The sequence below is a fragment of the Curtobacterium sp. NPDC089185 genome, assembly GCF_040685235.1.
GTDB classification, from domain to species: Bacteria; Actinomycetota; Actinomycetes; order Actinomycetales; family Microbacteriaceae; genus Curtobacterium; species Curtobacterium citri.
This window is the reverse complement of sequence record NZ_JBFBHK010000004.1, coordinates 287015-309212: the sequence shown is the minus strand read 5'-3', so window position 1 is coordinate 309212 and position 22198 is coordinate 287015. Positions and strand designations below refer to the sequence as shown.

Sequence of the window (22198 nt, the reverse complement as noted above, 5' to 3'; positions counted from 1 at the left end):
GGAGGCGCGGTGCAGGCAGGTGCCGTGCCTCCCGTCCGCTGTCCGTCCCGTCTCGCCGCGCGGGTCGCGCCGCTCAGCGCCAGCTGCTGCGGAGCGCGCGGAACCAGCGTGGGGTGAGCGCCGGCGGGAGGTACCAGGTCGACCCGGCGCCCAGGAGCGCGATCACCGCCGGGATCCAGAAGAGCCAGCTCGGGCGGGCCGGCAGGGCGAGGACGATGCTCACCAGGACGATGCCGAGGCCGAACCAGAACAGGCCGAAGACCCAGTACGACAGGCCGCCCTGCGCCCAGGAGCGCCAGAGGCCGCTGTAGCCGAGCAAGCCGATGAGCATCAGCGCCGCGCCGATGATCCAGATCACGTCGTCCCTCCGCTCTCGTCGCACTCGACCGTACCGGTCGGCGCAGCGGCGGCCGGTGCGTGGATCGGAGGTGCCATCGGGACCGCGCTGTTCCCAGGGGTCGGGACGGTCGTGGGCGGTATCGTCGTGAGCGCCATCGGGGGTTGGCTCGGCGGGACAGGCGGCGAGGTGCTCGTCGACAAGCTGAACGACATGTACCAGGGGTCGGACTTCGCGAAGGGCGTGCACGACGTGTGGAAGGGGATCTTCGGATGATCTGGGCGATGATCGCGGTGTCGTGCGCGCTCGCGCTGGTGGGGTTGTTGGCCTACAACGGCCTCTGGCGGAGCTGGACGCGCTCGTGGAGCGCCGACCGTGTCTTCCCGACCGCCTTCCTCGGGCTCGGCGGCATCTGCTTGGGCGCCTTCGGGGCGCTCCTGTCGACGCACGCATTCGTGGTCACCGCTCTCGCGATGGTCGCGGCCTTCGTGCTGATCCTCGTCGCGGTCGGACTGTTCATCTTCGGTGTGCCGGCGTGGCTGACCCCGCGCTGGTACCGGCAGCGGAGCGGCGCGTGATCACAGGTCATCGGTGCCGCGACCCGCGACGGTCGATGACCACGGGGAGCTCGCCGGAGCGGGTGGACGAGGATCTCGAGTGACACCCGTCGGATTCCTCGTCATGCTGTTCGCCATCGGGACCGTCTTCGGCGGCGCCGGAGCATCGGCGTACGCCGGCGTCTGGCGTTCGTGGATCGGTCGGATCCACCAGAACGTCGTCTTCGGGTGGTTCTGGCTGGGTCTGGCAGTGCTGTCGATGGGGCTCGCGGCGAGCTTCATCCGAACGCGGGTCTTCGGGTTCTCCTTCGTCTTCGCGTTGTGCGCCGCCGTGGCCGGTGCGCTCGGCCTGTGGATCCTGCTGGCCGGTGTTCCGCGGCGGCTCCGACCTCGCTGGTACCGCGTGGAGCGTGAACAGTGAGCGTCCCGACGGAGTTCCGGCCGCCGAACGTCCCGTCGCCCCCGGGAACACCCGGCATCGAACCCGCGGTGACAGCGGCGAGGACGGGTGTCAGCGAAGCAGTCCGAGCTCCATCGCGCGGGTGACCGCCCGGGTGCGGTCGTTCACGCCGAGCTTCTCGAACACGTGCCCGAGGTGCGTCTTCACCGTCGTCTCGCTGAGGAACAGCGCGCGGCCGATCGCCGGGTTCGACCCACCCTGGGCGACGAGCTGCAGCACCTCGAGCTCGCGCGGGGACAGCGTCGGTCCGGCGGGGGCCTTCGTCGTGGCCCGGCGGACGAGGGCCGCGGCCGCCGAGGGCGCGAGTGCGGTCTCGCCCCGGGCGGTGGCGCGGAGGCCAGCGAGGATCTCGGACTCCGGTGCCGCCTTGAGCAGGTAGCCGGCGGCCCCGGCCTCGATCGCGGCCAGGATCTGGTCGTCGGACTCGTACGTGGTGAGTATCAGGACCTGGATGGCGGGTTCGCGGGCGAGGATCCGCGCCGTTGCCTCGTCCCCGTCGATGCCGGGCATCCGCAGGTCCATCAGGACGACGTCGGGACGCTCAGCGAGGGTGATCGAGACCGCGGTCTCGCCGTCGCTCGCCTGCCCGACCACCGACACGTCGTCGGCGTCCTGCAGGAGCGCGACGATCCCGGCGCGGACGATCGGGTGGTCGTCCGCCACGACGACGCGGATCACCGCGTCACCGCCGACAGCGGTGCGGGTGCGGACGGGAGGCGCCGCCCGGCCCCGGTGGGGACGGTCGCCTCGACGACGGTGCCGGCTCCGGGCGACGAGGCCACCACGCAGGTCCCGCCGGCCAGGGCGAGGCGGTCGCGCAGGCCGCGCAGGCCGTGGCCGGCGGACGGGACGGACGCGTCGAAGCCGGCGCCGTCGTCGGCGATCCGCAGGGTGACCTGCGGGCCGTCGACGAGCAGTGCGACCCGCGCCGAGGTGGCCCGGGCGTGCCTGCGGACGTTCGCCAGGGCCTCCTGGCCGACGCGGAGCAGGACCACCTGCGTGTCGCGGTCGAGCGGGACGTCGGGGGCGTCGACGGTGACGGTGATCCCGGTCTCGCGGGTGCACCGTTCGCCGAGGCGGTGGAGCGCTGCGCCGAGACCGTCGCTCGACACCCCGGCGGCGCCGGCGGCGACGAGGGTGCGGGAGTCCTCGAGCGCGGTGCGGGCGGACTCCTCGAGCACGGCGAGTCGGTCTCGTAGCCGGTCGACCCGGTCGGCGTCGAGGTCGCCACGCGCCCGCTCGGTGAGCATGACGATGCCCGCGAGGTCCTGCGCGACGGTGTCGTGGATCTCGCGCGCCAGACGCTCCCGTTCGCTCGTCACGCCGGCGGTGCGGTGTGCCTCGGCCAGGGACGCCTGCGCGGACTGGAGCTGTTCGAGGAGCAGCCGTCGCTCGTCCGAGAGCCTGGCGATGCGGGTGATCCAGAGGCCGAGCGCGCACGCACCGACGACGCTGATGCTCTCGATGAGGAGCGTCGAGAGCAGTTCGTCGGGCCCGGACGCGATCTGCAGCCCGATGCCCGACGCGATGCCGATGACGACCGAGACGGCGATCGACGTCCGGGCGCGTTCGATCTGGCACCAGGCGACCGGGAACAGGATGCACTGCACGAACGCGGTGCTCGGCACGACGGCCGGCAGGACGAGGGCCGCGACGACGAGGAGCGGCACGAACGCGGCCGCGGACCGGGGGTCGTCGTACCCGCGCCGGCCGTAGGCGACGTACGCGACGGCGAGGACGCCGAGCATCGCGAACGCGGGCCACCGGGTCGACCACGGTGACCAGCCGAAGGCCGCGATCACCGCGATGAGCGCGACCGTCACGCCGAAGGCGACGTGGAGTCCCACGTTGCGCTGCGTCGTGATGCGGTCCATGCGGCCAGCCTCCCATCGATCCGCGCCCGTCCGGCGGTTCTCCACAGGCCTGTCAGGCATCCCGACGGTTCCACCGGAACGTCAGGAGGCAGGCGACCACACCGAAGACCAGCCATGCTGCCAGGACGAGGGTGCCGAGACCGAGGTGCCACGCGCCTCCCGGCTCGGCGGACGCGAAACCCTCGGGCAGGAACACCGACCGCATGCCCGACGCCATCCAGCGGAGGGGGAAGACGCCGGCGACGGTCTGCAACCAGTCGGGGAGCTGTGTGAAGGGGAGGTAGACACCGGAGATGAACTGCAGGACCAGGACGATCGGCACGATGGTCGCGGTGGCACGGCGGCCCTCGCGGGGGAGCGCCGAGATCGCGATGCCGAGGACGCAGCTCGTGGCGACGCCGAGGAGCACGATGCCGGCGAACCGGGCCCACGCGCCGCCGTCGGTCGACAGGTCGACGCCGAAGACGAGGGCGGCGATCAGGAGCAGGAGCACGACCTGGGCGGTGACGGTGACCAGCACCATGCCGATCTTGCCGACGAAGTACGACAGGACCGGCAGCGGGGTGCCGCCGAGGCGCTTCAGCGTGCCGTCGCTCCGCTCGCCGGCGATGTCGACGCCGAGCGACTGGGTGCCGGAGAGCAGGAGGGCCGTGGCGACGAGGCCGGGCAGGTAGTAGGTGGCGTAGTCGACGCTGACGCCGGGGCCCGCCTGGATGTCGGGCGAACCGCTGAAGGCGACCGAGAACAGCGCCAGCATGATGACCGGGAAGAGGAAGGTGAAGAACACGGCGTCGGGGGCGCGGAAGTAGGAGCGGACCTCGTAGCCGATGCGGTGCAGGCCGAGTGTTGCGGCGTTCATGCTGCATCCTCAGTGATCGTGTGCTGCGCGGTCTGCTGTGCGCTGTGCTCGGCGCCGTGCTCGGCGCTGTGTTCGGCGATCATCGCGAGGTAGACGTCCTCGAGCGCGGGGCGGATCACCTCGAGGTCGTGCATCGCCGTCGCTGTGCTGCGGACCAGGGCAGTCGGATCGGTGGTCCGCCGTTCGTGCTCGATGCCCGCGTCGTCGCGCCACCGGACGACCGGCGTCCGGGCCTCGGTCCCACCGATCTCGTCGATGGGCGCGATGTCGATCAGGCTGCCGTCGGCGATCACCGCCGCCCGGTCCGCCAGGTGTGCGGCCTCGTCGAGGTAGTGCGTCGTGAGCAGGATCGTCGTGCCCTCGCGCTTGACGTCGTCGATGAGCTGCCAGAACTGCCGGCGGGCCTCCGGGTCGAAGCCGGTGGTCGGCTCGTCGAGGAACAGCACCTCGGGCCGACCGATGATGCCGAGCGCCACGTCCACCCGGCGCCGCTGCCCACCGGAGAGCCGGCTGATCCGGGTGTTGCGCTGAGCCTCGAGCCCGGTGACGGCGAGGAGGTCCTCGACCGGGCGACTCCGCGGGTACAGGTGCCGGAAGTGGGCGAGCTGCTCGGCGACGGTGACGTTCGGGGACTCACCGCTGGTCTGCAGGACGATGCCGACCCGGGCGTTGTGGCTGCGGCTCGTGCGGGCCGGGTCGTGGCCGAGGACGCGGACCTCGCCGGCGGTGCGTGAGCGGTAGCCCTCGAGGATCTCGACCGTCGTGGACTTGCCGGCGCCGTTCGGGCCGAGCAGGGCGAAGGTCTCGCCGCGCTCGATGGTGAACGAGACGTCGGACACGGCGCGCTTGCCGTTCGGGTACTGCTTCGTGAGGCGCTCGACCTGGATGGCGGGGCTGTTCGGCATGGTCCCAGCCTGCTCGCGCCGTGCGGGCGGCGGATCGGAAGGCCGGGCGGAGCAGCATCCTCCGATCGGAGGATGCTGCTGACCGCCGCGGTCGTGGCGGGCGTGGGCCGTGCCTCCCGTCCGACGCGCGTCAGGAACCGAGCGCCGCCCGCAGGAAGGGAGCCGTCCTGCTGTCCGCTGCGGCGGCGACCGCAGCCGGTGTGCCGGTCGCGACCACGCGACCGCCCTGGTCACCGCCCGCCGGACCCATGTCGATCACGTGGTCGGCCTGGGCGGCGACGGACATCGTGTGCTCGACCACGACGACGGTGTTGCCCGCGTCGGTGAGCCGGGCGAGCTGTGCCGTGAGGAGTTCGACGTCCGCCGGGTGCAGCCCCGTCGTCGGCTCGTCGAGCAGGTAGAGCGTGTGGCCGGAGCGTGCGCGCTGGAGTTCGGTGGCGAGCTTGATGCGCTGGGCCTCGCCGCCGGAGAGCTCCGGTGCGGGTTGCCCGAGGCGGAGGTAGCCGAGGCCGACGCTCCGCAGGGCGTCGAGGGCGCGGGCGGCGGCGGGGAGGTCCGCGAGGGCCTCGGCCGCGTCGTCGACGGTCATGCCGAGGACGTCCGCGATCGTCGCGTCGCCCCGGCGGACCTCGAGGGTCTCGGCGTTGTAGCGGGCGCCTTGGCACTCCGGGCACGGTGCCCAGCTGCCCGGCAGGAAGAGCAGCTCGACCGAGACGGAACCCTCGCCCTGGCAGACCTCGCACCGGCCGCCCTCGACGTTGAACGAGAACCGGCCGGCGGTCCACCCACGCTCGCGGGCGTCATCGGTCGCGGCGAAGGCCTGGCGGACGGCGTCGAACATGCCCGTGTAGGTCGCGAGGTTCGACCGAGGTGTCCGGCCGATCGGCTTCTGGTCGACCTCGACCACCCGGCTGATGACGGGGTGCGCGGTCGCGATCGCGGGGAGGACCCCGCCGACGAGCGAGGACTTGCCGGAGCCGGACACCCCGGTCACGGCGGTCATCACGCCGAGGGGCAGGTCGACGTCGAGCCCGCCAGCGTCCGCGGCGCTGCCGGTCCGTCCACGCAGGTTGTGCAGGGTGGCGTCCCGGATCTCGAGGGTGCCGACGGGCTCGCGCGGGTTGCGCGGGTCGCGTGGTGCTCGGGGCGCCAAGTAGCGACGGGTCACGCTCTCCGACACGTCGGCGAGTCCCTCGGGTGGCCCGCTGTAGAGCACGCGGCCGCCGCCGGTCCCGGCACCGGGGCCGACGTCCACGATCCAGTCGGCCCGACGGACGATGTCCATGTCGTGTTCGACGACGAAGACGCTGTTGCCGCTCGCGCGGAGGTCCTCGAGGACCTGCACGAGCGGCTCCGCGTCGGCCGGGTGCAGGCCCGCGGACGGCTCGTCGAGCACGTAGACGACCCCGAACAGCCCCGAGCGGAGCTGCGTCGCGATGCGGAGGCGCTGCATCTCACCGGGGGAGAGCGTCGGCGTGGCCCGGTCGAGCCCGAGGTAGCCGAGCCCGAGGCCGGTGAGGACCTCGACGCGGCTCAGCAGGTCCGCGGCGATCGACTTCGCCACCTCGGACCGTTCGCCGGAGGTCACCCGGCTCTGCGCCGCCGACGGTTCCGCCAGCTCGGCGGTCGGGCGGAGGACCTCGGCGACCTCGGACAGCGGCAGCGCGTTGAACGTCGCGATGTCCAACCCGCCGAAGGTCACCGCGAGGGCCGCGCGGGTCAGACCGGAGCCGTGGCAGAGCTGACACGGGCCGGACTCGACGAAGCGCATCGCCTTGTTCCGCTGGGCCTCGCTCTGCGAGTCGGCGAGGGTGTGCAGCGTGTACTGCCGGGCGCTCCAGAAGCGACCCTTGTACGGCTTCGCCACGCGGTCGCGCTTGGGGTGGACCTCGACGACGGGCTGTTCCTCGGTGAAGAGCAGCCAGTCGCGGTCCGTTTGCGGCAGCTCCCGCCACGGACGCTCGATGTCGTAGCCGAGCACGGCCGTCACGTCGCGGAGGTTCTTGCCCTGCCAGGCGCCGGGCCAGGCGGTGATCGCGCCGTCGCGGATCGACAGCGACGGGTCGTGCACCGCGGAAGCCTCCGTCACCTCGTGCGCGGTGCCGAGACCGTGGCACCGGGGGCACGCTCCGACCGCGGTGTTCGGGGAGAACGAGTCGGAGTACAGTTGCTCGGCGCCCGCGGGGTAGGTGCCAGCGCGCGAGTAGAGCATGCGGACGGAGTTGCTCAGCGTCGTCAGGGTGCCGACGGTCGACCGGGTGCTCGGGGCACCGCGACGCTGCTGCAGGGCGACCGCCGGGGGAAGGCCCGTGATCTCGTCGACGTGGGGCGTGCTGCCCTGGGCGATGAGCCGACGGGCGTACGGGGCGACGGACTCGAGGAAGCGGCGCTGGGCCTCCGCGAAGACGGTGCCGAAGGCGAGGCTCGACTTGCCGGAGCCGGAGACGCCGGTGAAGGCGACGATGCGGTCGCGCGGGATGTCGACGTTCACGTCCTGCAGGTTGTGCTCGCGGGCGCCGCGGACGCGGATGAAGCCGTCGGCCGGGATGGTGTGGTCCGTGGGGTGGTGCGGGGCGGGCATTCGTTCGAGCGTAGGCGGCGACACCCTGCGGTGTCCGGTCCGGGCCGTCCGCGTGTTCCCTCCTGCAACGTCCGCTGAGTGGACCGCAGCGCCCGCGCGTAGACCGGAAGGCATGAAGGTCGTCGGAGTCAAAACGTTCGGAGGGCCCGAGGCCCTCGCCGTCCACGAGGTCCCGGAGCCGCACGCCGGCTCCGGCACCGTCCGCATCAGGGTGCAGGCGTTCGCCGTGAACCCCACCGACACCGGGGTCCGTGCGGGCCAGCGGGACTCGTCGGAGGCATCGCCGCCGTACGTGCCCGGGATGGACGCCGCCGGGGTCATCGACGAGGTCGGCGACGGGGTCGAGGGCTGGCAGGTCGGCGACCAGGTCATGGCGATGGCCCTGCCGCTGTCCGAGCACGGCGGCGCGTACGTCGAGCACCTCGTCGCGCCGGTCGGCTCGTTCACGCGGATCCCGGCCGGGCTGTCGATCGAGGAGGCCGCCACCGTCCCGATGAACGGCCTGACCGCGCTGCAGATCCTCGCGCGGTCGGGGCTCAGCACCGGGGACACGCTCGCCGTGACCGGAGCCGCGGGCCTGCTCGGGAACTACGTCGTGCAGCTCGCGAAGCAGCGGGGCATCACGGTCATCGCCGACGCCGCGCCGAAGGACGAGGACCTCGTCCGATCGCTCGGGCCCGACCACCTGGTCCGACGGGGTGACGGCTTCGCGGCCGCCGTGCGCGGGATCGTGTCGGACGGGGTCGATGCGCTCGCCGACGCCGCCGTGCAGCGGGACGAGGTCGTCGACGCGGTGCGCGACGGCGGGTTCTTCGCGGACGTGCGGGGCTGGGAGGGCAACGGCGCTCGCGACATCCGGTTCGAGCGGATCATGGTGTTCTCGGAGTACACGTCGTTCGACCTGCTCGAGGAGCTGCGGCAGGCGGTGGAGGACGGGGTCCTCGTGCCGCGGGTCGCCGAGGTGCTGCCCGCGGAGCGCGCGTCGGAGGCGCACGAGCGGCTCGAGGCAGGCGGGACGCGGGGGCGGTTCGTGCTCACCTGGTGAGTGCGGGTCGCTTCGGCGACCACTGCTCGGACGGGAGGCGCGGTGCCAGCTGGCACCGCGCCTCCCGTCCGTTGCGGTGCCGGTCCGACGGGGTCCCGCCTCCGTCGGACGATGGCTGTCCAGCGCTCGAGCTCGTCCTCGACTCGATCTGCGACGGCCGTGGGATCGTCGTGCTCCCACGAGCGGATGACGCGCCAGCCCTCCGACGTCAGGATCGCCTGGTTCCGGGCGTCGCGCTGCCGGTTCGCGAGGAGCTTCCGCCTCCACAACTCGGCGTTCGCCTTCGGGAGCTGCACGTGCTCCTCGCAGAGGTGCCAGAAGCACCCGTCGACGAAGACCGCGATCCGCGCCCGCGGGAACACGAGGTCGGGGCGGACGCGACACCGGCGGCTCACCTGCCGGTCGACGAAGAAGCGGCGGCCGCGGCGATGAAGCTCTCGGCGCAGCGCGAGCTCGGGTGCGGTGTCACGGCGGCCGAAGCGGGCCATGTGGCGGCGGCGGGCGTCGTCGGCTTCCCACTGATCCATGCGTCCAGCGTCACAGACGGATCAGGCCGCGGCACGCCGAACGAGCGATCGGTGGACAGTCTGCCGCTGCGCTAGCTCTGTGCAGGGGGAGCGGTCGCGGTCTCCGCCGCAGCGTCGTCGTTCGCTGCGAGGAAGCGTCGGACGCGGGCGAGGCTGCGCCGGAGCTGCACGACCGTGATCGCGCCGACGACGACCAGCACCCCGACGAGGACGATCCGGAACCACGACGTCACGTCCGATGCGAGGCCGATGACCTGCGACCCCGCGATGCCGCAGAAGAGGAAGAGCTGCTGCGCCGTGACGAGCGGGAGGGTCACGTCGAGCACGTGCGCATGAGCGACGGCTCGTGCCTGGAGGGCAGCGGGGACCGGTGCTCCCGACAGGACCGCTCGCTGCACGTCGCGCTGCTCGGCGGCGTCGAGACCCCCGGCCGCGGCGCTCACGAGGCGCTTCATCCGGAACTGCGACACCAGCGCCGACAGGGCTGCGCCGAGGCCTCCGAGGGCCATCGCGCAGCCGAGGCTGGTGAGGAACACCTCGAGCGAGCGCTCGCCGTAGCTCAGCCACACCCCGATCGCGATCCCCGCGACGGCACCGGTGATTGCGATCCAGACCGCCCGACGTGCGGCTCGACGGACGGTGTCCTGCAACTGCGTCTCCACAGGGGCAACAGTAGGGCCCGGTCCGCGATCACGTCCGGCTACCATCGGCCGCGTGAGCAGCGACGTGACGCCCGGACGGTACCGGCACTTCAAGGGCGGGGAGTACGAGGTGGTCCTCGTGGCGAAGGACGTCGAGACCGAGGAGCCGGTCGTCGTGTACCGGGCGCTGTACGGAGAGCGGGGGCACTGGGTCCGGTCGCTCGCCGACTTCACGGCACATGTCTCGCGCGACGGGTACGAGGGGCCACGCTTCGTCCGTCTGGAGTGACCGGGCGACGGACGGTAGGCGCGGTGCCAGCTGGCACCGCTCCTCCCGTCCGGCGGGTGGTTCCGGACCGCGCTCAGCCGAGTCGCGGTCAGCTCATCCGGGTGGACGCGATCCCGCCGTCGACGTCGATTGTGCCGCCGGTGACGAACGCGGCCTGGTCGGAGACCACCCATCGGACCGCCCGGGCGATGTCGACGGGCTGCACCGGGACGCCGGCGGGGGTGCCCTGCGTCATCGCGGCGAGGACGTCGGCCGAGTCGGCGTTGCCCGGCGTCGCCGTCGCACCCGGCGCGACGGTGACGACCCGGATGCCGCGGTGCCCGTACTCGGCGGCCCAGGCCCGGGTGAGCTGCTCGACGGCCGCCTTCGTGGCGGGGTAGAGGGCCATGAAGGGGACGCCGACGCGGGCCATCCACGAGCCGATGTTGACGATGTGGCCGCTGCCGCGTTCGGCCATCCCAGGGGCGAGCGCGGCGACGAGGACGTGCGGCGCGCGGATGTTCGTGGCGAGGAGGGCATCGACGGTGTCGTCGTCGAGGGACTCGGTCGGGCCGCCGGGGTAGACGCCGGCGTTGTTCACGAGGACGTCGACGTGACCGCCGAGCTGGTCCCGGGCCTCGGCGGCGAGGGCGCGGACCACGTCCGGCCCCTGCGACAGGTCGGCGGTGAGGGGGACGGCGTGCCCACCCTGGCGTTCGATGTCCTCGGCGACGGCACGGGTGCGCTGCTCGCTCCGGCCGTGGACGGCGACGGTGAGGCCGGCGGCGGCGAGTTCACGGGCGATGGCCTCGCCGATGCCGCTCGAGGCGCCGGTCACGAGGGCGGTGCGGGGTGTGGTCTGGTCGTTCGGTGCGGTGGTCATGCGTCGATGGTCCAGCGTCTTCGGTTGCCGCGGCTTGCCCGGATCCACGAGGACGTTGCCGGATCCCGCAGCAGGACCCCGGAGCGCTGTAGCGGTCTCCGTCCCGTGGGTAGCGTGGCGACGTGGACGACCGGATCGCGCAGCACCTCGATCGTGCGGCGGCGGTCGCGTCCGCGCATGCGGCGGTACCCGGGAAGGACCGGCAGGACGCCGTCGCCCGAGCAGGATCGGCGCACCACGCGGAGACCCTCGGGCTGACGGTGTCGAAGGTGCACGAGCCGACCGGGTTGTTCGACCGGCGCTACGAGCCGTCGTTGTCGGTCGTGCTGCGCGGGCGGAAGCGCTCGATCGTCGGGGACGACGACCAGGTGTGGGGGCGGGAGCGGTTCATCATCACGCCGGTGGACCTGCCGGTCGTCGCCGGGGTCGTGGACGCGGCGGGGGAGGACGGGTTCGTCGCGGTGGTCTGGCGACTGGACCCGGTGGTGGTCGGGGAGGTCGTCGCTTCGATGTCCGTGCCGGTGCCGGTGCCGGTGTCGGCGTCCGGGATCGCCGCTGCGCCACTGCCCCGGTTGGGGAGCTGGACGGAGCCCCTGGCGGACGCGTTCGCCCGGCTGCTCGCGCTGCTCGATGCGCCGGAGGACATCCCTGTGTTGTTCCCGCTCGTGTCGCGGGAGATCGTGCTGCGGTTGCTGCAGACCGAACAGGCTCCGAGGATCACGGCGGCGCTCGACGTGACCGGGCCGTCGGTGGTCGCAGGGGCGACGGCGCTGCTCACCGGGCGGATGGCCGAGGCGTGGTCGATGGAGCGGCTCGCGCGAGAGTTGCGGGTGAGCGAGTCGACGCTGTTCGCGCGGTTCAAGGAGGCGACGGGGATGACGCCGGCGCAGTACCTCAAGCGGACGCGGTTGGGGGAGGCGCGGCGGCGGATGGTGGTGCACGGGGACACGGCTGCGCGGGCTGCTGCTGCGGTGGGGTTCCGGAGTGCGTCGCACTTCTCGCGGGACTACCGGGAGGCGTACGGGAGGCCGCCGGCGGCGGATGCGGTGGTGGTGCGGGGGCCGTTGGCGGTTGCGGCCGCCGTCTGATCTCGCTGTGTCACGGAGGTGAGCCGCGGACGTCCGGGAGGCGCGGCGCCGGCCGGTCCCGTGCCTCCCGTCAGATTGTGGTGACTTCGTAGGCTCGGCGCATGCCCACGCACCGACCACCGTTCGACCCGGCCGCTCTGACGGTGCGGCAGCTCCTCGCCTCCTCGGTGGCGGTCATCGACGAGCTGTTGCGGCGCGGGTTGATCCGGACGCGGAATTCGCCGCTCGGTGACCTCGCGGAAAGTCTGGCGCTCCGCGCCTACGGCGGGGAGCTCGCGCCGAAGTCGGAGAAGAGCTTCGACCTGCGGACCGCCGACGGGCGGCGGCTGCAGGTGAAGGCGCGACTCGTGCGGCTGGACGACAAGCGGTCGCAGACGTTCTCGGCGTTCCGGTCGTGGGACTTCGACGCGGCGCTGTTCCTGGTGTTCGACGCGTCGACCTACGATCTCGCGTGGGCGCGAGAGGTCGGCCGGGCTGAGACGGAAGCGCTCGGACGGCATGTTGAGCACACGAACTCGTTCGCGATCCTCGTGCGGCAGGTGCAGGGGGCTGGGGTCGACGTGACTGCCCGGGTCGAGGCCGCGTACGAGCGCATCGACGGTCCCGCCGACGATCGACCCGTGGGTTGAACGCGGCGGTCGTGCAGATCACTTGGTCCCGACCAGCCGCGGAGTTCAGCCTCGACTGGCGACGAGTTCCCCGGCTGCCTTCAGGGGATCGTGTTGTGTGCTCTGGAGCGCAACGCCGCCCGTGCCGCACGCAGCGCCGTCCGAGGAGTGAGTGCGTGCACGATGTTGAGCGGCGGATCCCAGTGCCGGATGACCCGCGACTCGACGTCCCCGAGTCGGATGCTCAGCGCCGCAGGAAGCGCCCAGGTCGTGAGTTCGAGCTGGTCTTGCATCCACGCGGACAAGCGTCGCTCGTCCTCCGGATGCAGCGAGAAGCCCTTCGACGCGTCGCCCGCGATCTTGCCCCTCGGGACGGGACGCAGTGCGAGTTCATCGGCGAGGAGCGCCGACAACGAGCGGCGGAGCGTCGAGGAACCGGATCGCACGTTCGCGTCGTCGACGCCGAAGTGGGCGCGGAGGTCGCGGTCGCGCAGGCTCCGTTCGGCCTTGCCGATGTAGATCGGCGCTGCGCGGCCGTCCTGGCCGATGCCGAGCTGTTCGGTCACGGCTCCATCTGCCCAGATCGCGTAGAGCCCCGGCCCGTTCGGCACGTCCGCTGCGCCTGCCCGGCGAGGTTGCCCGCCCAGCGCCTGGACCGCATCTCCGACGGCTCGAGCGAGCACTTCCTCGGGCCGAGCGGCCGAGGGGAGCGCGCTCATTCTCCGTCGCTCTTCTTCTTGGACTTGAACAGCCCCGCGACTCGGCCTCCGACAGCGTCCGCGGCCCCCGCGACCTTGCCGCCGACATTCTTCACCGCAGTGAGCGCCTGCGCTTCGTCCGGTTCGCCATCGCCGTCCAGGTCGACTCGGCGGAACACCCGCGTCGCACCACTCGCCGCGCTCGACACGCTGGAGCCGACGGCGCCCGCAGCCCCGCTGACCCACGTGCCGGTCGATCGAGCGGCGTCCTCGAGTGCGGCGAGGGCGCGGTTGTCGGACTCCTCGTCGTCACCGTCGGTCTTCACGGTCAGGGCGAGGTGATCCGGGAACTCCGCCGGCGGCTCGGGGAACGCAGTCTTCGCAGACTTGACCACGTCGCGTCCGAAGACGAAGCGCGCGACCCCACCAGTGACTGCGCCGACGCCGTACTCGATCGAGGCACGCTGCTTGCCCGTGAGCCCCTCTCGGACCGGATCGAGTTCACCGGTCTGGATCGTGCGCATCAGGCTCTGCGCGGCGCCGCCCGGGAGCGCATCCGACAAGGTGGTCGCCCAGTGCGACCAGTCGTCGCGACCAGCGGCGATCTTCTGGCCGGTCGAGACGGTGCCTTCGGAGGTCACCTCAGCGACGTCAGTCGCCATGGCTGCGATCTGCTGCTGGCTGACCCGCTCGTTGGTCAGGCCGAGGACGAGCGCCTGAGCCTGGTCCTTGTCGAGATCCATGCCGTGCAGGTCAGCGACAGCGAGTCCGAAGACGGCTGTGATCTCGAACTGCAGCTGCTGGTCGCCGGCGGGCAACAGACGGGCCGCAGCACCCTTGGCACCCGTGCGGGCAGCGTTCTTCGCCATGTTCTTCGCCGCGGCCTTCATCGCGACCTTAGTGCCAGACTTTGCCGCCTGTGCGCCGGCGCTCTTCGCTCCAGCGACCGCAGGGCCGGCGATCGGGATCGAGGCAATCGCGATGTCAGCGGCGATCGACCCGACCGTGATCGCCGCACCAGCGGTGGTGATCGAGGTGACGTAGTGGCGCTCGAGCATCGCCACGATCTCAGCCGGCGTCGCCGACGGGTTCCGCCGGCGGAGCCACTTCACGTACTGACGGGCCAGCGCTCGCCGGCCGGTGACCGCCTTCGCGATCTCCCGCGTCGCCTCCTCGGCGGGGACCTCCGCTTCGAGGGTCTCGTCGGGGGTGTCGATGTCGGTCATCGCAGGGTCCTTCGTCTTGAGCCGCGCTCGGGTACGCGGTGATGGAGCACATCGTTGCATGGACGAGCGACGTTGCGAAGCCAGCCTTGAGTCATGCGGCGCCGGCGCCCTCGTCCGCTCGCTCGGGAGTCAGCTCCGAGACGTTGAGTCGCTCCCGCTCCTCCCGCAGCACCTGCGCGATCAGCTTCGAGTCCGACTCGTCCACCGCCTGCGCCGACGCCGAGGCCGTCTCGCTGTCCGCCGCGAAGTCCTCGAACGTCTGCGCCTTCCGTGCGAGCATCCGTACCAGCGCGGCGTCGACGCCGTCCTCGGACAGCAACCGATGGACCTGCACCGACTGCAGCTGCCCCATGCGCCGCGACCGGGCGATCGTCTGCCACTCGGTGGTCGGCTTGAGCTGGGGCTCGCAGATCACAACGACCGATGCGGCCTGGATGTTGAGGCCGACGCCGCCGGCCTCGATCTGCGCGACGAGCACCGCTCCTGGTTCCGCGGCGGCGAACTCGACGACGAGGTGCTGACAAGCGGCCGCGAGCGTGCTGCAGGTGAGCGGACCGAACACCCGCCGCCGGCTCAGACGACCTTGACGACCGCGGCGGAGGCGGACGGGAAGTGCGATGCCAGTTAGGGCATTTGTGAGTCTGTTGCCGCCGGACCGAGCGTGAGTCCGCCGCACTCCACGCGGGTCGAGAGGTAGGTGCCGACCACCCAGGAACATCGACTGGTCCTTACTTGGCGTTTCAATGAGACCGGCGTCCTCCCAGAGGTCGTCGGTCGGAACGATGTCGCCGTCGAGCGCGTCGAGAAGTTCCCAGTCTTCGAGGCGTTTGTCCTGCTCGAGGAAGCGGTGGCGCGCGCGGCTGAGTGTCCCGTTGATGAACTTCGCGAGCTGCTGCCCGGTGCCGCAGCGACTGCGTCCGACACCGCGGCTCCAGAGCCACTCGAGGGTCTCTGGCGCGGGAGCAGCCAGAGGCAGCGTGTCGGTCCGGTCGGGCCGGACGAGCAGGCCGACGTGGAAGACGTAGCGGTGAATCAGCTCGGGGTCTGTCGGGCGAGCGCGGACGCGGTGTTAGTCCCAGATGTCATCGATGACGCCTAGGGACGTCGAGGTGAGGGCGTCAGAGAGGGGGATGTCGCTGGCGCGTGCAGACGGAAGCAGGGCGAAGCGGGGGAGTCCCAGGGCTGAGCGGGCGACGGCGAAGGTGAACTCGACGAGGCGGTGGAGGTCGGCGTCCTCGGGAGCACGGGTGCCGGTGGCGGTCTCCCAAGTGACGCGGATGAGGGGCGGATCGTCGAGCACTGGAGGCGAGCCTACCGATCAAGGCCTCGTCGAGCTGAGGCCGGTCACGACGACCGACCCCTCGTGCCGCGGCGAGAGCCGAGCGTCGTCGCGCGCTATGCCTACCGCCGTCCTGCCTGCGGGCAGGAGTGAGCTGTCAGTTGCCGCAGGGAACGAGACCACACCCTGGCACCGTCGCACTGGCGTAGACTCGAGCGCCATCGAGTCTGATGGCGTCAGTGGTTCAAGGAAGGGTTCAACCATGCAAACGCCAGGTGTGGTCGCGACCGACGAGACAGGCTCTGCCGACGAGGCACTCAGCTTCGGGCATGGCCGACTGACTGACTTCTCCGATGCGACTCAGACCTCGAATCCCATTGGTACTTTCGTTTCTCTCTATGCGGGAGCCGGCGGCCTCGACGTAGGATTCGCCATGGCTGGGTTCGCTCCAGTGTGGATGAACGAATATGACCCCCACGCATTCGCGACCCATGAAGCCTCCTTCCGGAAGCTCGCAGCAGAAATTCCTCACCTCAACGGGCATAGCTATCGTAGCTATGCCGGTGACCTGCTGAAGATTCCGAAGAGGGAGCTACCACGGGCCGGCTCGGCTGATCTGGTTATCGGAGGACCCCCTTGTCAGGGCTTCAGTGTGGCCGGAAAAATGAACCCGACTGATCCGCGTTCGGAACACGTTTTTCATTTTTTGGACGTCGTGGAGCAGGTCCGACCGCGCGCGTTTGTCTTAGAGAATGTCAAGGCGCTGTACGCGAACTCGCGCTGGTCCCCGATCCGTGAGGCGTTGACGAAGCGTGCCAAGACTCTCGGATACGAGGTGACGATGCAGCTGGCGCACGCGGCCGACTTCGGTGTTCCGCAAGCCAGAGAACGAATGTTCCTCGTAGGGGTTCGGGACGCCAGCGCTCCGTTCGATCTAATGCCTACCACTCTGGGCGCAGGCCAACGGCCGACAGTAAGGCAGGCCTTTTCGCTTCTTCCGGTTTATGGTACGCCGGGGAACGACTCCTTCTGTGTAGCAAAGATTTCGACGGCAAGGACTCCGGTCCTCCGGAGAAGTCCTTGGGCTGGCATGCTATTCAATGGAGCAGGTCGCCCGCTCAATTTAGATGCCCCATCGATGACTTTGCCCGCTTCGATGGGCGGTAACCGAACGCCGATTGTTGACCAAGATGCCCTCGAAGACCCAAGCGTCGAGTCCTGGGTAGTCAGATACCACCAAGCACTGTGGGATGGGCAAATTCAGCCAGGAGAGTGGGAAGTGCCAAAGAGCCTCCGCCGACTCACGGTTGAAGAAGCTGCTGCGCTACAGACGTTCCCTGCGGATATGGCTTGGAAGGGCCCACAGTCTGCGCGATTTCGGCAGATCGGGAATGCGGTTCCCCCTCGCCTTGCTTTCAATGTGGCTCGATCGGTAGCGCACGCCATTGGTATGAAAATTGCGATTTCCGGGGAACACTACGATCGTACCAAAGAGGGGCCGCATGAGCGAGCATGACCGCCAAGCAGTTCTTCAGGACGCTCTTTTCAGTCTCTTGCTGCCACTAAACTCGGACGGCGCAAGTCGGGGCGCGAATGTACTTGCGTCGTACTTCTTGAGTCGCGGCTGGACACTGGTTGATGGGCTCCAAGAAGTGCGGTTCTTGGTGACAACCTGGACGGAAGCTGCGCCCGCTCGCCCTCTCAAGCAGCTCGTGATCGAGATCCTTCGAGCCGAGTTTCCTGGCGAGAGAGGCGCACGGTACGCGTCAAAATATTTTGAGACTCTAAAGGCGTTGACAAAGGGTAGCAAACGCTGGCCTGCCCTAGAACTCGAAGATGCACGCAGAATGCTGGCTCACACATCATTGATTGAGTTTCTTTTGCAACAATCAATGTCATTTACTCAGATTGTAAGAGTCCTGCAAGGCATAGAGAATCAGTTGCAGATCCCATGGCAGGCCGCGGCGGTGGCGAGCCGAATGGCTGTTCGCAGTGCAACGTTTAGCAGTGCAGATATATTCGACGTTTGGAAAGATGATGAGCGAGAAGCGGAGCGCTTGTTCCTCGACACGACAGGTCCCGAATCTTCCCAGATACTCGCGTCTGAACTGTCGCTGGTGGCCTCGGGCTTCCAGCTAGGTTGGCTTGACGCGTTGTTGGAGCAAGTCGAGGAACCAGGCGAGCAGTTCTGGCCTTATTTGCAGATTCTGCACTATTGTTGTGCTCCGCTTGTCAAAGTTGACCATCCGCCAAGTTTTCTTTACGAATTCTCGCCACGTTCAGCTCTGCTTGCTCCGTATTTTGCTCGATTTGGCACCCACACGGGCAACCCTTTCCTCAATAACGCGAAGTCGGTAGCGAGATTGGATTCCGGCTGGGCGCGGACGCGAGGAAGCGCTGGGGCGGCTTCTTTGGTGCTGATGTTGAATTGGTTGGAAAACTTGCCTTTCTCGGCTCGTCGGAGGGCGGCAGGCGCGATCCGGGCCTGGGTTGTGAGAATAGTTTCGCTACATTCCGTCGAAGTGACGCCGGTACCGCGACCGATTACTCCGTTGATTTTCAATCGACTCCTAGCGGTCGTCGCCTCTCGACCTACTGGGACGAAGGGGATCCTCGAGCAGCGGTTGTTCGATGGTGTTTGTTCTATCGTTCTAGGGCGGGGGCGCCGCGCACTGGGACTCGGAGACAGTGTGAACGCTTCGAATACTACTAAGCGAAAGCTCGGAGACATCGAGTTCGTCAGCATCGATGATCGAGATAGCATCGCGGTTGAAATTCACGGCGGTAGTCTCACGCAACCGTACGTAGACGATCACTTAAGAACTATCTCGACTCTTCTCAAACGTCGTCTGAATGATTCCTGGGCAGCGCTTGACGATCCGTCAGTGTGGACAGTCAATGTACTCTTCGTGGCACATGAATTGAAGTGTGTGTTGCCGCCGTCTCGTCGGGTACATGGAGTTCGTGTAACCTTCGAAGCGCTTCTGTTCTCAGACCTCCTTAATGAGGGCATTCCCGAGGATTTGCATCCGGACGATTGGGAAGAGTTGATGGCGTTGAGTGTCGAATCTCTCAACGTGCCGCAAATCGGGCATCCTGTCAGGAAGCGATACATGGAGTTATTGGAAGAAGCCAGCTGAGGGCAGTTCGGACGAGGTGCTGGTCTCGTCGCTCAGTCGACGGGTCGGCTGAAATCGCACCTACGGTGACTGACTTCGTTTCCAAACCGTGATCGGCGGTCGGGGACGTAGCTGCTACGTTCTCTTGGGGGCCGTGAGTGCGGACTCATCGATGACGAAGGGATCCGCATGGCGAGCAGAGCGGTTTTGCAGAATTTTCCACTGTCAGACTTGCGCCCGGACTGGTTAAATCCCCGTTTTCTCCCGGGATCCGCCGATCGTTTTGAGAGCGATGCTGATGTCTACCGCTATATCGAAGCACAGTTTGACGCGGCGTCAGTAGCTGAGTCAATCGACCGGCACGGTTTTTTCCCGACCGAACCGTTGATCGCGATGAGGGACGAGTCCGGCGACTTGATTGTCTTGGAAGGGAATCGTCGGCTCACTGCTCTTCGCGGGCTTGCGGATGCAGGATTGCGAGCTAGCTTCAAGGATCCGAGGTGGCGTAAATTCGAAGCTTCTCTCATGCTAGACGCGCAGATACCAGTCCTTCTCGCGTTAAGTCGGGAGGAAGTTGCGCCGATTCTAGGCTATCGGCATGTTACTGGGATAGCGCCATGGGAGCCTTATCAGCAGGCGCGTTACGTTGCATCGTTGATCGATTCTCCGACCTCGGAATTAAGCTTTGGAGAGGTTGCGGACCTGATCGGCCGGAGCGGTTCCGAAGTGCGCTCGTTCTACCGTAACTACTCAATCTACGAGCAGGCGGTTAACGATTTCGAACTTCCCGAGGCGGATCGGATCACCGATGAGTTCGGTGTTTGGAATAAAGCGATGACCGCTTCAGGCATACGAGAGTACCTGCAGGCACCCACTCCAAGGGAAACTGAGGAAGGCACCTATCCGCTTCCGGCGACTGCTGCTGGGCGGCTCGCGAATGTGGTCACGTGGATCTTCGGACCGCCGGCAAATGACGAGGATAGCTCGCACCGGCGGCTTATTAAGGACTCGCGTCAGATCTCGAGGCTGGGCAAGGTCCTCGCCGATGAGAACGGCGCGGCTTCTTTAGAGCGCGGCGAGAGTCTCGCGGCCGCGGAGGAGTCGACATTGGATCACTCGGCGCGTTTTGCCGAAGCGCTGGGTTTGGCAAAGCACTCACTGGAGAATGCGAAACTTCTCGCCACTGGCGAACTGGTCGCGCGCCATCGTGATTCCATCCACCAGCTTGCTCGCCTCGTTGCTGAGGTCGGTGGCCGATGAGTGAGGAATTCATGGACGTTCCGACAGATTTCGACCCTTTGAGTCTTGCTGACTGGCTCGAGGCGTCAATGGTGGTTTTTGGAATGTACACTGTTTCTCGGAGTGCAATTGCGCGCCAATGGTCCTCCGGTCAAGGCCCGGATAGTGCCGAACTGGATGAGCTATTCGGCGAGGTTCAGCGGCGGACGGCGATGTTTCCGGATCTTTACCCCTTCCGAGTCGTATCGGAATCGGTCGTAATTCCAGAGTACATCCCGTCTCCGATTTATTTTATGTTGATACTTCTCACCTTCCGCGGGAGGTTGATCAAGAATCCCTCGTCTCTCGCTTCAATCACCCCTGCGTTTGAGGCGCTGGTTCGCGATGCGGTACTTGCTTATATCGGCGCCGGTGCCCGAGGCGTTCGTTTCGGATACCCCAGTTCCGAAGGGCGGCCAAAGGATCTGCCTGATGCGGTTCGTTGGGTCGCCGAGTTGATGGGTTTGAGGGCGCCCCACGTAGACGAACTTGTTGACAAGACGGATAACGACGCCGGAGTCGACGTTATTGCCTGGAAGCCACTCGTGGGCGGCGGTGCGTCTTTCAGTGTCTGGCTGGTGCAAGCCACAGTACAATCCGATTTTCAGCGCAAGGGTCGTGACGTTGTTCTGCGTGAATGGGGAAAGCTGATCGAATTTGGATCACTCCCGAACGCTGCTCTTTGTGTGCCGGAGGTGGTTCCTTCTGACACCCGCGCTCGTCTAACCATCTCGTACGATGTCCATCTATTCCTAGATCGTCTGGGCATGTTGGGGGCGCTCTCTGGGACCCCGTTGAGTGATTTGAAAGAGTTTGAAGGGGTCGCGAAGTGGGTTCGAGAATCTACTGACGTTGTGCGGCGTCATATCGAGATCGGCGGTAAGACCGTCAAGCGAGCCCCGAAAAGGAAGCCTCGTCCGATGGGCGGCGCGTCCGTGAGCGCTTCGTCAATCGCCGGAACCTAGGCGGACCGCCGCGCGTGTTCCAATGAGATGTGATGTTCTTCCTGGAGGTTTGTGTCGTGGCGGAGGGGAGGCGGCAGCCCTGAAGCGTAATCCCTCGGTCGGGCGACTGAAGAGCGAGCTAGCGGCGGCAAAGCCACGGCCTGCACGGAGGGTGCGCAAGAGTTCGGCTGGCGCCCAGCTCGTGAGCAGCATGGCCGCTCCGATGCCGAGCAATGCGACAGGCGCCGTTGCCGCTGCCCAGGTCCCGTGTCCCGCTGGCCACCAGGGGTATCAACCCAAGTGCGGCGACCGAGAGCGGCACCTTGCACGGGCCTAGCTTTCGGTAGAATGAGGAGCGCTTATAAACTATAAGCGTCGAGCGTCGACTGCTTTGTGCAGTTCGATCATCGTCTTTCTCGCGGATGTGGTGAAAAGGGGTGCGGCCACGTCGGTTGGGAGCCTCATGCCCGAGAGTCGGACAGTCTGTCATGAGCATGATAGCTCGCAACGGCAGCGCTAAAAAGGAGTCGAGGCGGATGAGATGTTGCGGCAGGAATACGATGATCGAATATTAATCGAATTCGGCCCCTGTCCTTGAGGATGGGGCGAGTGAACGAATCGTCATGCGCCTAGTCACGTGCGACGGTGCACGCGACAACCGCAACCCTCGGTGCCGATGCGTTGATTAAGGTGAACAGGAGGTTGAAGACGATCGGCATGCCCTAGTGGATGGCGCACCGCATGCTCGGCGCGGGCAGGGGTCAAAGGTCCATACACGATTGTGATGACCCGCCAAACCTGAGGACGCACAGGCTCGGCTCGAGGCCAAGCACTGGTCTGAACTGATGCGCGACCACTGGCGGAGGCGCGGCCTAGATTCGTGGCGGTGGCGCCCGCCGCTGTCTACTTAGTGTCGCATGCGGCCAGCAGCAGCTAAAGGGTTCCAGGGAAGGGCGACCGGGGCAGGGCAAACCCGAGACCAGGTCCGTCGCGACGAGCGCGGTCGTGACGACAACGCTCG

23 protein-coding genes and 1 pseudogene are annotated in these 22198 nt (G+C 67.9%); 12 read left to right on the top strand and 12 right to left on the bottom strand.

Annotated features, from left to right (window positions below; translation table 11 throughout):
• Window positions 1–73: 73 nt before the first annotated feature.
• Complete coding sequence (locus tag AB0N84_RS06590; protein ID WP_289458762.1) at window positions 74–358, bottom strand: hypothetical protein; 285 nt, start codon at window positions 356–358, stop codon at window positions 74–76.
• Window positions 359–484: 126 nt separating this feature from the next.
• On the opposite strand from AB0N84_RS06590, the gene AB0N84_RS06585 reads away from it, so the two are divergent.
• The 3 genes from AB0N84_RS06585 (at window position 485) to AB0N84_RS06575 (ending at window position 1315) form a co-directional block, all read left to right on the top strand.
• Window positions 485–613 (top strand): hypothetical protein, encoded by a 129-nt coding sequence (locus AB0N84_RS06585; protein ID WP_363544533.1) that lies wholly within the window; start codon window positions 485–487, stop codon window positions 611–613.
• Entirely contained in the window at window positions 610–915 is a 306-nt protein-coding gene (locus AB0N84_RS06580) for a hypothetical protein (RefSeq protein ID WP_363544531.1), read from the top strand. The genes AB0N84_RS06585 and AB0N84_RS06580 overlap by 4 nt, the downstream gene beginning before the upstream one ends.
• Window positions 916–994: 79 nt before the next feature.
• Window positions 995–1315: a hypothetical protein gene (locus AB0N84_RS06575; protein WP_363544529.1), complete on the top strand. Its 321-nt coding sequence runs from the start codon at window positions 995–997 to the stop codon at window positions 1313–1315.
• Between the two features lie 90 nt (window positions 1316–1405).
• Here the strand turns inward: AB0N84_RS06575 and AB0N84_RS06570 are convergent, their stop codons facing one another.
• The 5 genes from AB0N84_RS06570 to AB0N84_RS06550 form a co-directional block, all read right to left on the bottom strand.
• Window positions 1406–2032 (bottom strand): response regulator transcription factor, encoded by a 627-nt coding sequence (locus tag AB0N84_RS06570; RefSeq protein ID WP_182046376.1) that lies wholly within the window; start codon window positions 2030–2032, stop codon window positions 1406–1408.
• The gene (locus AB0N84_RS06565) at window positions 2029–3228 is read right to left on the bottom strand and encodes a sensor histidine kinase (RefSeq protein ID WP_363544526.1); all 1200 of its coding nucleotides are present in this window, start codon (window positions 3226–3228) and stop codon (window positions 2029–2031) included. The genes AB0N84_RS06570 and AB0N84_RS06565 overlap by 4 nt, the downstream gene beginning before the upstream one ends.
• A gap of 52 nt (window positions 3229–3280) precedes the next feature.
• A complete protein-coding gene (locus AB0N84_RS06560) occupies window positions 3281–4087 on the bottom strand; it encodes an ABC transporter permease (RefSeq protein ID WP_363544524.1) in 807 nt (268 codons plus the stop codon).
• The gene (locus tag AB0N84_RS06555; protein ID WP_363544522.1) at window positions 4084–4992 is read right to left on the bottom strand and encodes an ABC transporter ATP-binding protein; all 909 of its coding nucleotides are present in this window, start codon (window positions 4990–4992) and stop codon (window positions 4084–4086) included. The genes AB0N84_RS06560 and AB0N84_RS06555 overlap by 4 nt, the downstream gene beginning before the upstream one ends.
• A 130-nt stretch (window positions 4993–5122) precedes the next feature.
• Window positions 5123–7573: an excinuclease ABC subunit UvrA gene (locus AB0N84_RS06550; protein WP_363544520.1), complete on the bottom strand. Its 2451-nt coding sequence runs from the start codon at window positions 7571–7573 to the stop codon at window positions 5123–5125.
• A 112-nt stretch (window positions 7574–7685) separates the two neighbouring features.
• On the opposite strand from AB0N84_RS06550, the gene AB0N84_RS06545 reads away from it, so the two are divergent.
• Window positions 7686–8618, top strand: coding sequence for an NADP-dependent oxidoreductase (locus tag AB0N84_RS06545; protein WP_363544518.1), 933 nt, complete (start codon window positions 7686–7688; stop codon window positions 8616–8618).
• A gap of 227 nt (window positions 8619–8845) precedes the next feature.
• Here the strand turns inward: AB0N84_RS06545 and AB0N84_RS06540 are convergent.
• Both AB0N84_RS06540 and AB0N84_RS06535 read right to left on the bottom strand, forming a co-directional pair.
• Window positions 8846–9106: pseudogene (locus AB0N84_RS06540) on the bottom strand (very short patch repair endonuclease); the annotation flags it as partial.
• A gap of 110 nt (window positions 9107–9216) precedes the next feature.
• A complete protein-coding gene (locus AB0N84_RS06535; RefSeq protein ID WP_363544516.1) occupies window positions 9217–9807 on the bottom strand; it encodes a hypothetical protein in 591 nt (196 codons plus the stop codon).
• A gap of 52 nt (window positions 9808–9859) precedes the next feature.
• On the opposite strand from AB0N84_RS06535, the gene AB0N84_RS06530 reads away from it, so the two are divergent.
• The gene (locus tag AB0N84_RS06530; protein ID WP_363544514.1) at window positions 9860–10075 is read left to right on the top strand and encodes a DUF1653 domain-containing protein; all 216 of its coding nucleotides are present in this window, start codon (window positions 9860–9862) and stop codon (window positions 10073–10075) included.
• Between the two features lie 88 nt (window positions 10076–10163).
• Here AB0N84_RS06530 and AB0N84_RS06525 read toward each other — a convergent pair whose 3' ends face one another.
• Window positions 10164–10937: an SDR family oxidoreductase gene (locus AB0N84_RS06525; RefSeq protein ID WP_363544512.1), complete on the bottom strand. Its 774-nt coding sequence runs from the start codon at window positions 10935–10937 to the stop codon at window positions 10164–10166.
• 122 nt (window positions 10938–11059) lie between these two features.
• Here AB0N84_RS06525 and AB0N84_RS06520 point away from each other — a divergent pair, with 122 nt between their 5' ends.
• Complete coding sequence (locus AB0N84_RS06520) at window positions 11060–12025, top strand: AraC family transcriptional regulator (RefSeq protein WP_363544510.1); 966 nt, start codon at window positions 11060–11062, stop codon at window positions 12023–12025.
• Between the two features lie 101 nt (window positions 12026–12126).
• Entirely contained in the window at window positions 12127–12654 is a 528-nt protein-coding gene (locus AB0N84_RS06515; protein WP_363544508.1) for a hypothetical protein, read from the top strand.
• A gap of 80 nt (window positions 12655–12734) precedes the next feature.
• Here AB0N84_RS06515 and AB0N84_RS06510 read toward each other — a convergent pair whose 3' ends face one another.
• From AB0N84_RS06510 to AB0N84_RS06500, 3 genes are all read right to left on the bottom strand, one after another.
• On the bottom strand, window positions 12735–13199 hold the full coding sequence (locus tag AB0N84_RS06510) for a GIY-YIG nuclease family protein (protein ID WP_363544506.1): 465 nt from the start codon (window positions 13197–13199) through the stop codon (window positions 12735–12737).
• A 149-nt stretch (window positions 13200–13348) separates the two neighbouring features.
• Complete coding sequence (locus tag AB0N84_RS06505) at window positions 13349–14557, bottom strand: hypothetical protein (protein ID WP_363544504.1); 1209 nt, start codon at window positions 14555–14557, stop codon at window positions 13349–13351.
• A gap of 91 nt (window positions 14558–14648) precedes the next feature.
• Window positions 14649–15119: a C-terminal helicase domain-containing protein gene (locus AB0N84_RS06500; protein ID WP_363544502.1), complete on the bottom strand. Its 471-nt coding sequence runs from the start codon at window positions 15117–15119 to the stop codon at window positions 14649–14651.
• Window positions 15120–15254: 135 nt separating this feature from the next.
• On the opposite strand from AB0N84_RS06500, the gene AB0N84_RS06495 reads away from it, so the two are divergent.
• From AB0N84_RS06495 to AB0N84_RS06475, 5 genes are all read left to right on the top strand, one after another.
• The gene (locus tag AB0N84_RS06495; protein WP_363544500.1) at window positions 15255–15656 is read left to right on the top strand and encodes a hypothetical protein; all 402 of its coding nucleotides are present in this window, start codon (window positions 15255–15257) and stop codon (window positions 15654–15656) included.
• Between the two features lie 442 nt (window positions 15657–16098).
• Window positions 16099–17352: a DNA cytosine methyltransferase gene (locus AB0N84_RS06490; protein ID WP_363544498.1), complete on the top strand. Its 1254-nt coding sequence runs from the start codon at window positions 16099–16101 to the stop codon at window positions 17350–17352.
• Window positions 17339–18976, top strand: coding sequence for a hypothetical protein (locus tag AB0N84_RS06485; RefSeq protein WP_363544496.1), 1638 nt, complete (start codon window positions 17339–17341; stop codon window positions 18974–18976). Before AB0N84_RS06490 ends, AB0N84_RS06485 begins: the two co-directional genes overlap by 14 nt.
• A gap of 168 nt (window positions 18977–19144) precedes the next feature.
• Window positions 19145–20215, top strand: coding sequence for a hypothetical protein (locus AB0N84_RS06480; protein ID WP_363544494.1), 1071 nt, complete (start codon window positions 19145–19147; stop codon window positions 20213–20215).
• Window positions 20212–21198: a hypothetical protein gene (locus tag AB0N84_RS06475; RefSeq protein WP_363544492.1), complete on the top strand. Its 987-nt coding sequence runs from the start codon at window positions 20212–20214 to the stop codon at window positions 21196–21198. The genes AB0N84_RS06480 and AB0N84_RS06475 overlap by 4 nt, the downstream gene beginning before the upstream one ends.
• Window positions 21199–22198: the final 1000 nt, after the last annotated feature.

Coding starts and splice junctions, on each gene's coding strand:
- AB0N84_RS06580 (WP_363544531.1), top strand. CDS start 610: ATGATCTGGGCGATGATCGCGGTGTCGTGCGCGCTCGCGCTGGTGGGG.
- AB0N84_RS06480 (WP_363544494.1), top strand. CDS start 19,145: ATGGCGAGCAGAGCGGTTTTGCAGAATTTTCCACTGTCAGACTTGCGC.
- AB0N84_RS06560 (WP_363544524.1), bottom strand. CDS start 4,087: ATGAACGCCGCAACACTCGGCCTGCACCGCATCGGCTACGAGGTCCGC.
- AB0N84_RS06525 (WP_363544512.1), bottom strand. CDS start 10,937: ATGACCACCGCACCGAACGACCAGACCACACCCCGCACCGCCCTCGTG.
- AB0N84_RS06505 (WP_363544504.1), bottom strand. CDS start 14,557: ATGACCGACATCGACACCCCCGACGAGACCCTCGAAGCGGAGGTCCCC.
- AB0N84_RS06485 (WP_363544496.1), top strand. CDS start 17,339: ATGAGCGAGCATGACCGCCAAGCAGTTCTTCAGGACGCTCTTTTCAGT.
- AB0N84_RS06550 (WP_363544520.1), bottom strand. CDS start 7,573: ATGCCCGCCCCGCACCACCCCACGGACCACACCATCCCGGCCGACGGC.
- AB0N84_RS06565 (WP_363544526.1), bottom strand. CDS start 3,228: ATGGACCGCATCACGACGCAGCGCAACGTGGGACTCCACGTCGCCTTC.
- AB0N84_RS06490 (WP_363544498.1), top strand. CDS start 16,099: ATGCAAACGCCAGGTGTGGTCGCGACCGACGAGACAGGCTCTGCCGAC.
- AB0N84_RS06555 (WP_363544522.1), bottom strand. CDS start 4,992: ATGCCGAACAGCCCCGCCATCCAGGTCGAGCGCCTCACGAAGCAGTAC.
- AB0N84_RS06515 (WP_363544508.1), top strand. CDS start 12,127: ATGCCCACGCACCGACCACCGTTCGACCCGGCCGCTCTGACGGTGCGG.
- AB0N84_RS06545 (WP_363544518.1), top strand. CDS start 7,686: ATGAAGGTCGTCGGAGTCAAAACGTTCGGAGGGCCCGAGGCCCTCGCC.
- AB0N84_RS06475 (WP_363544492.1), top strand. CDS start 20,212: ATGAGTGAGGAATTCATGGACGTTCCGACAGATTTCGACCCTTTGAGT.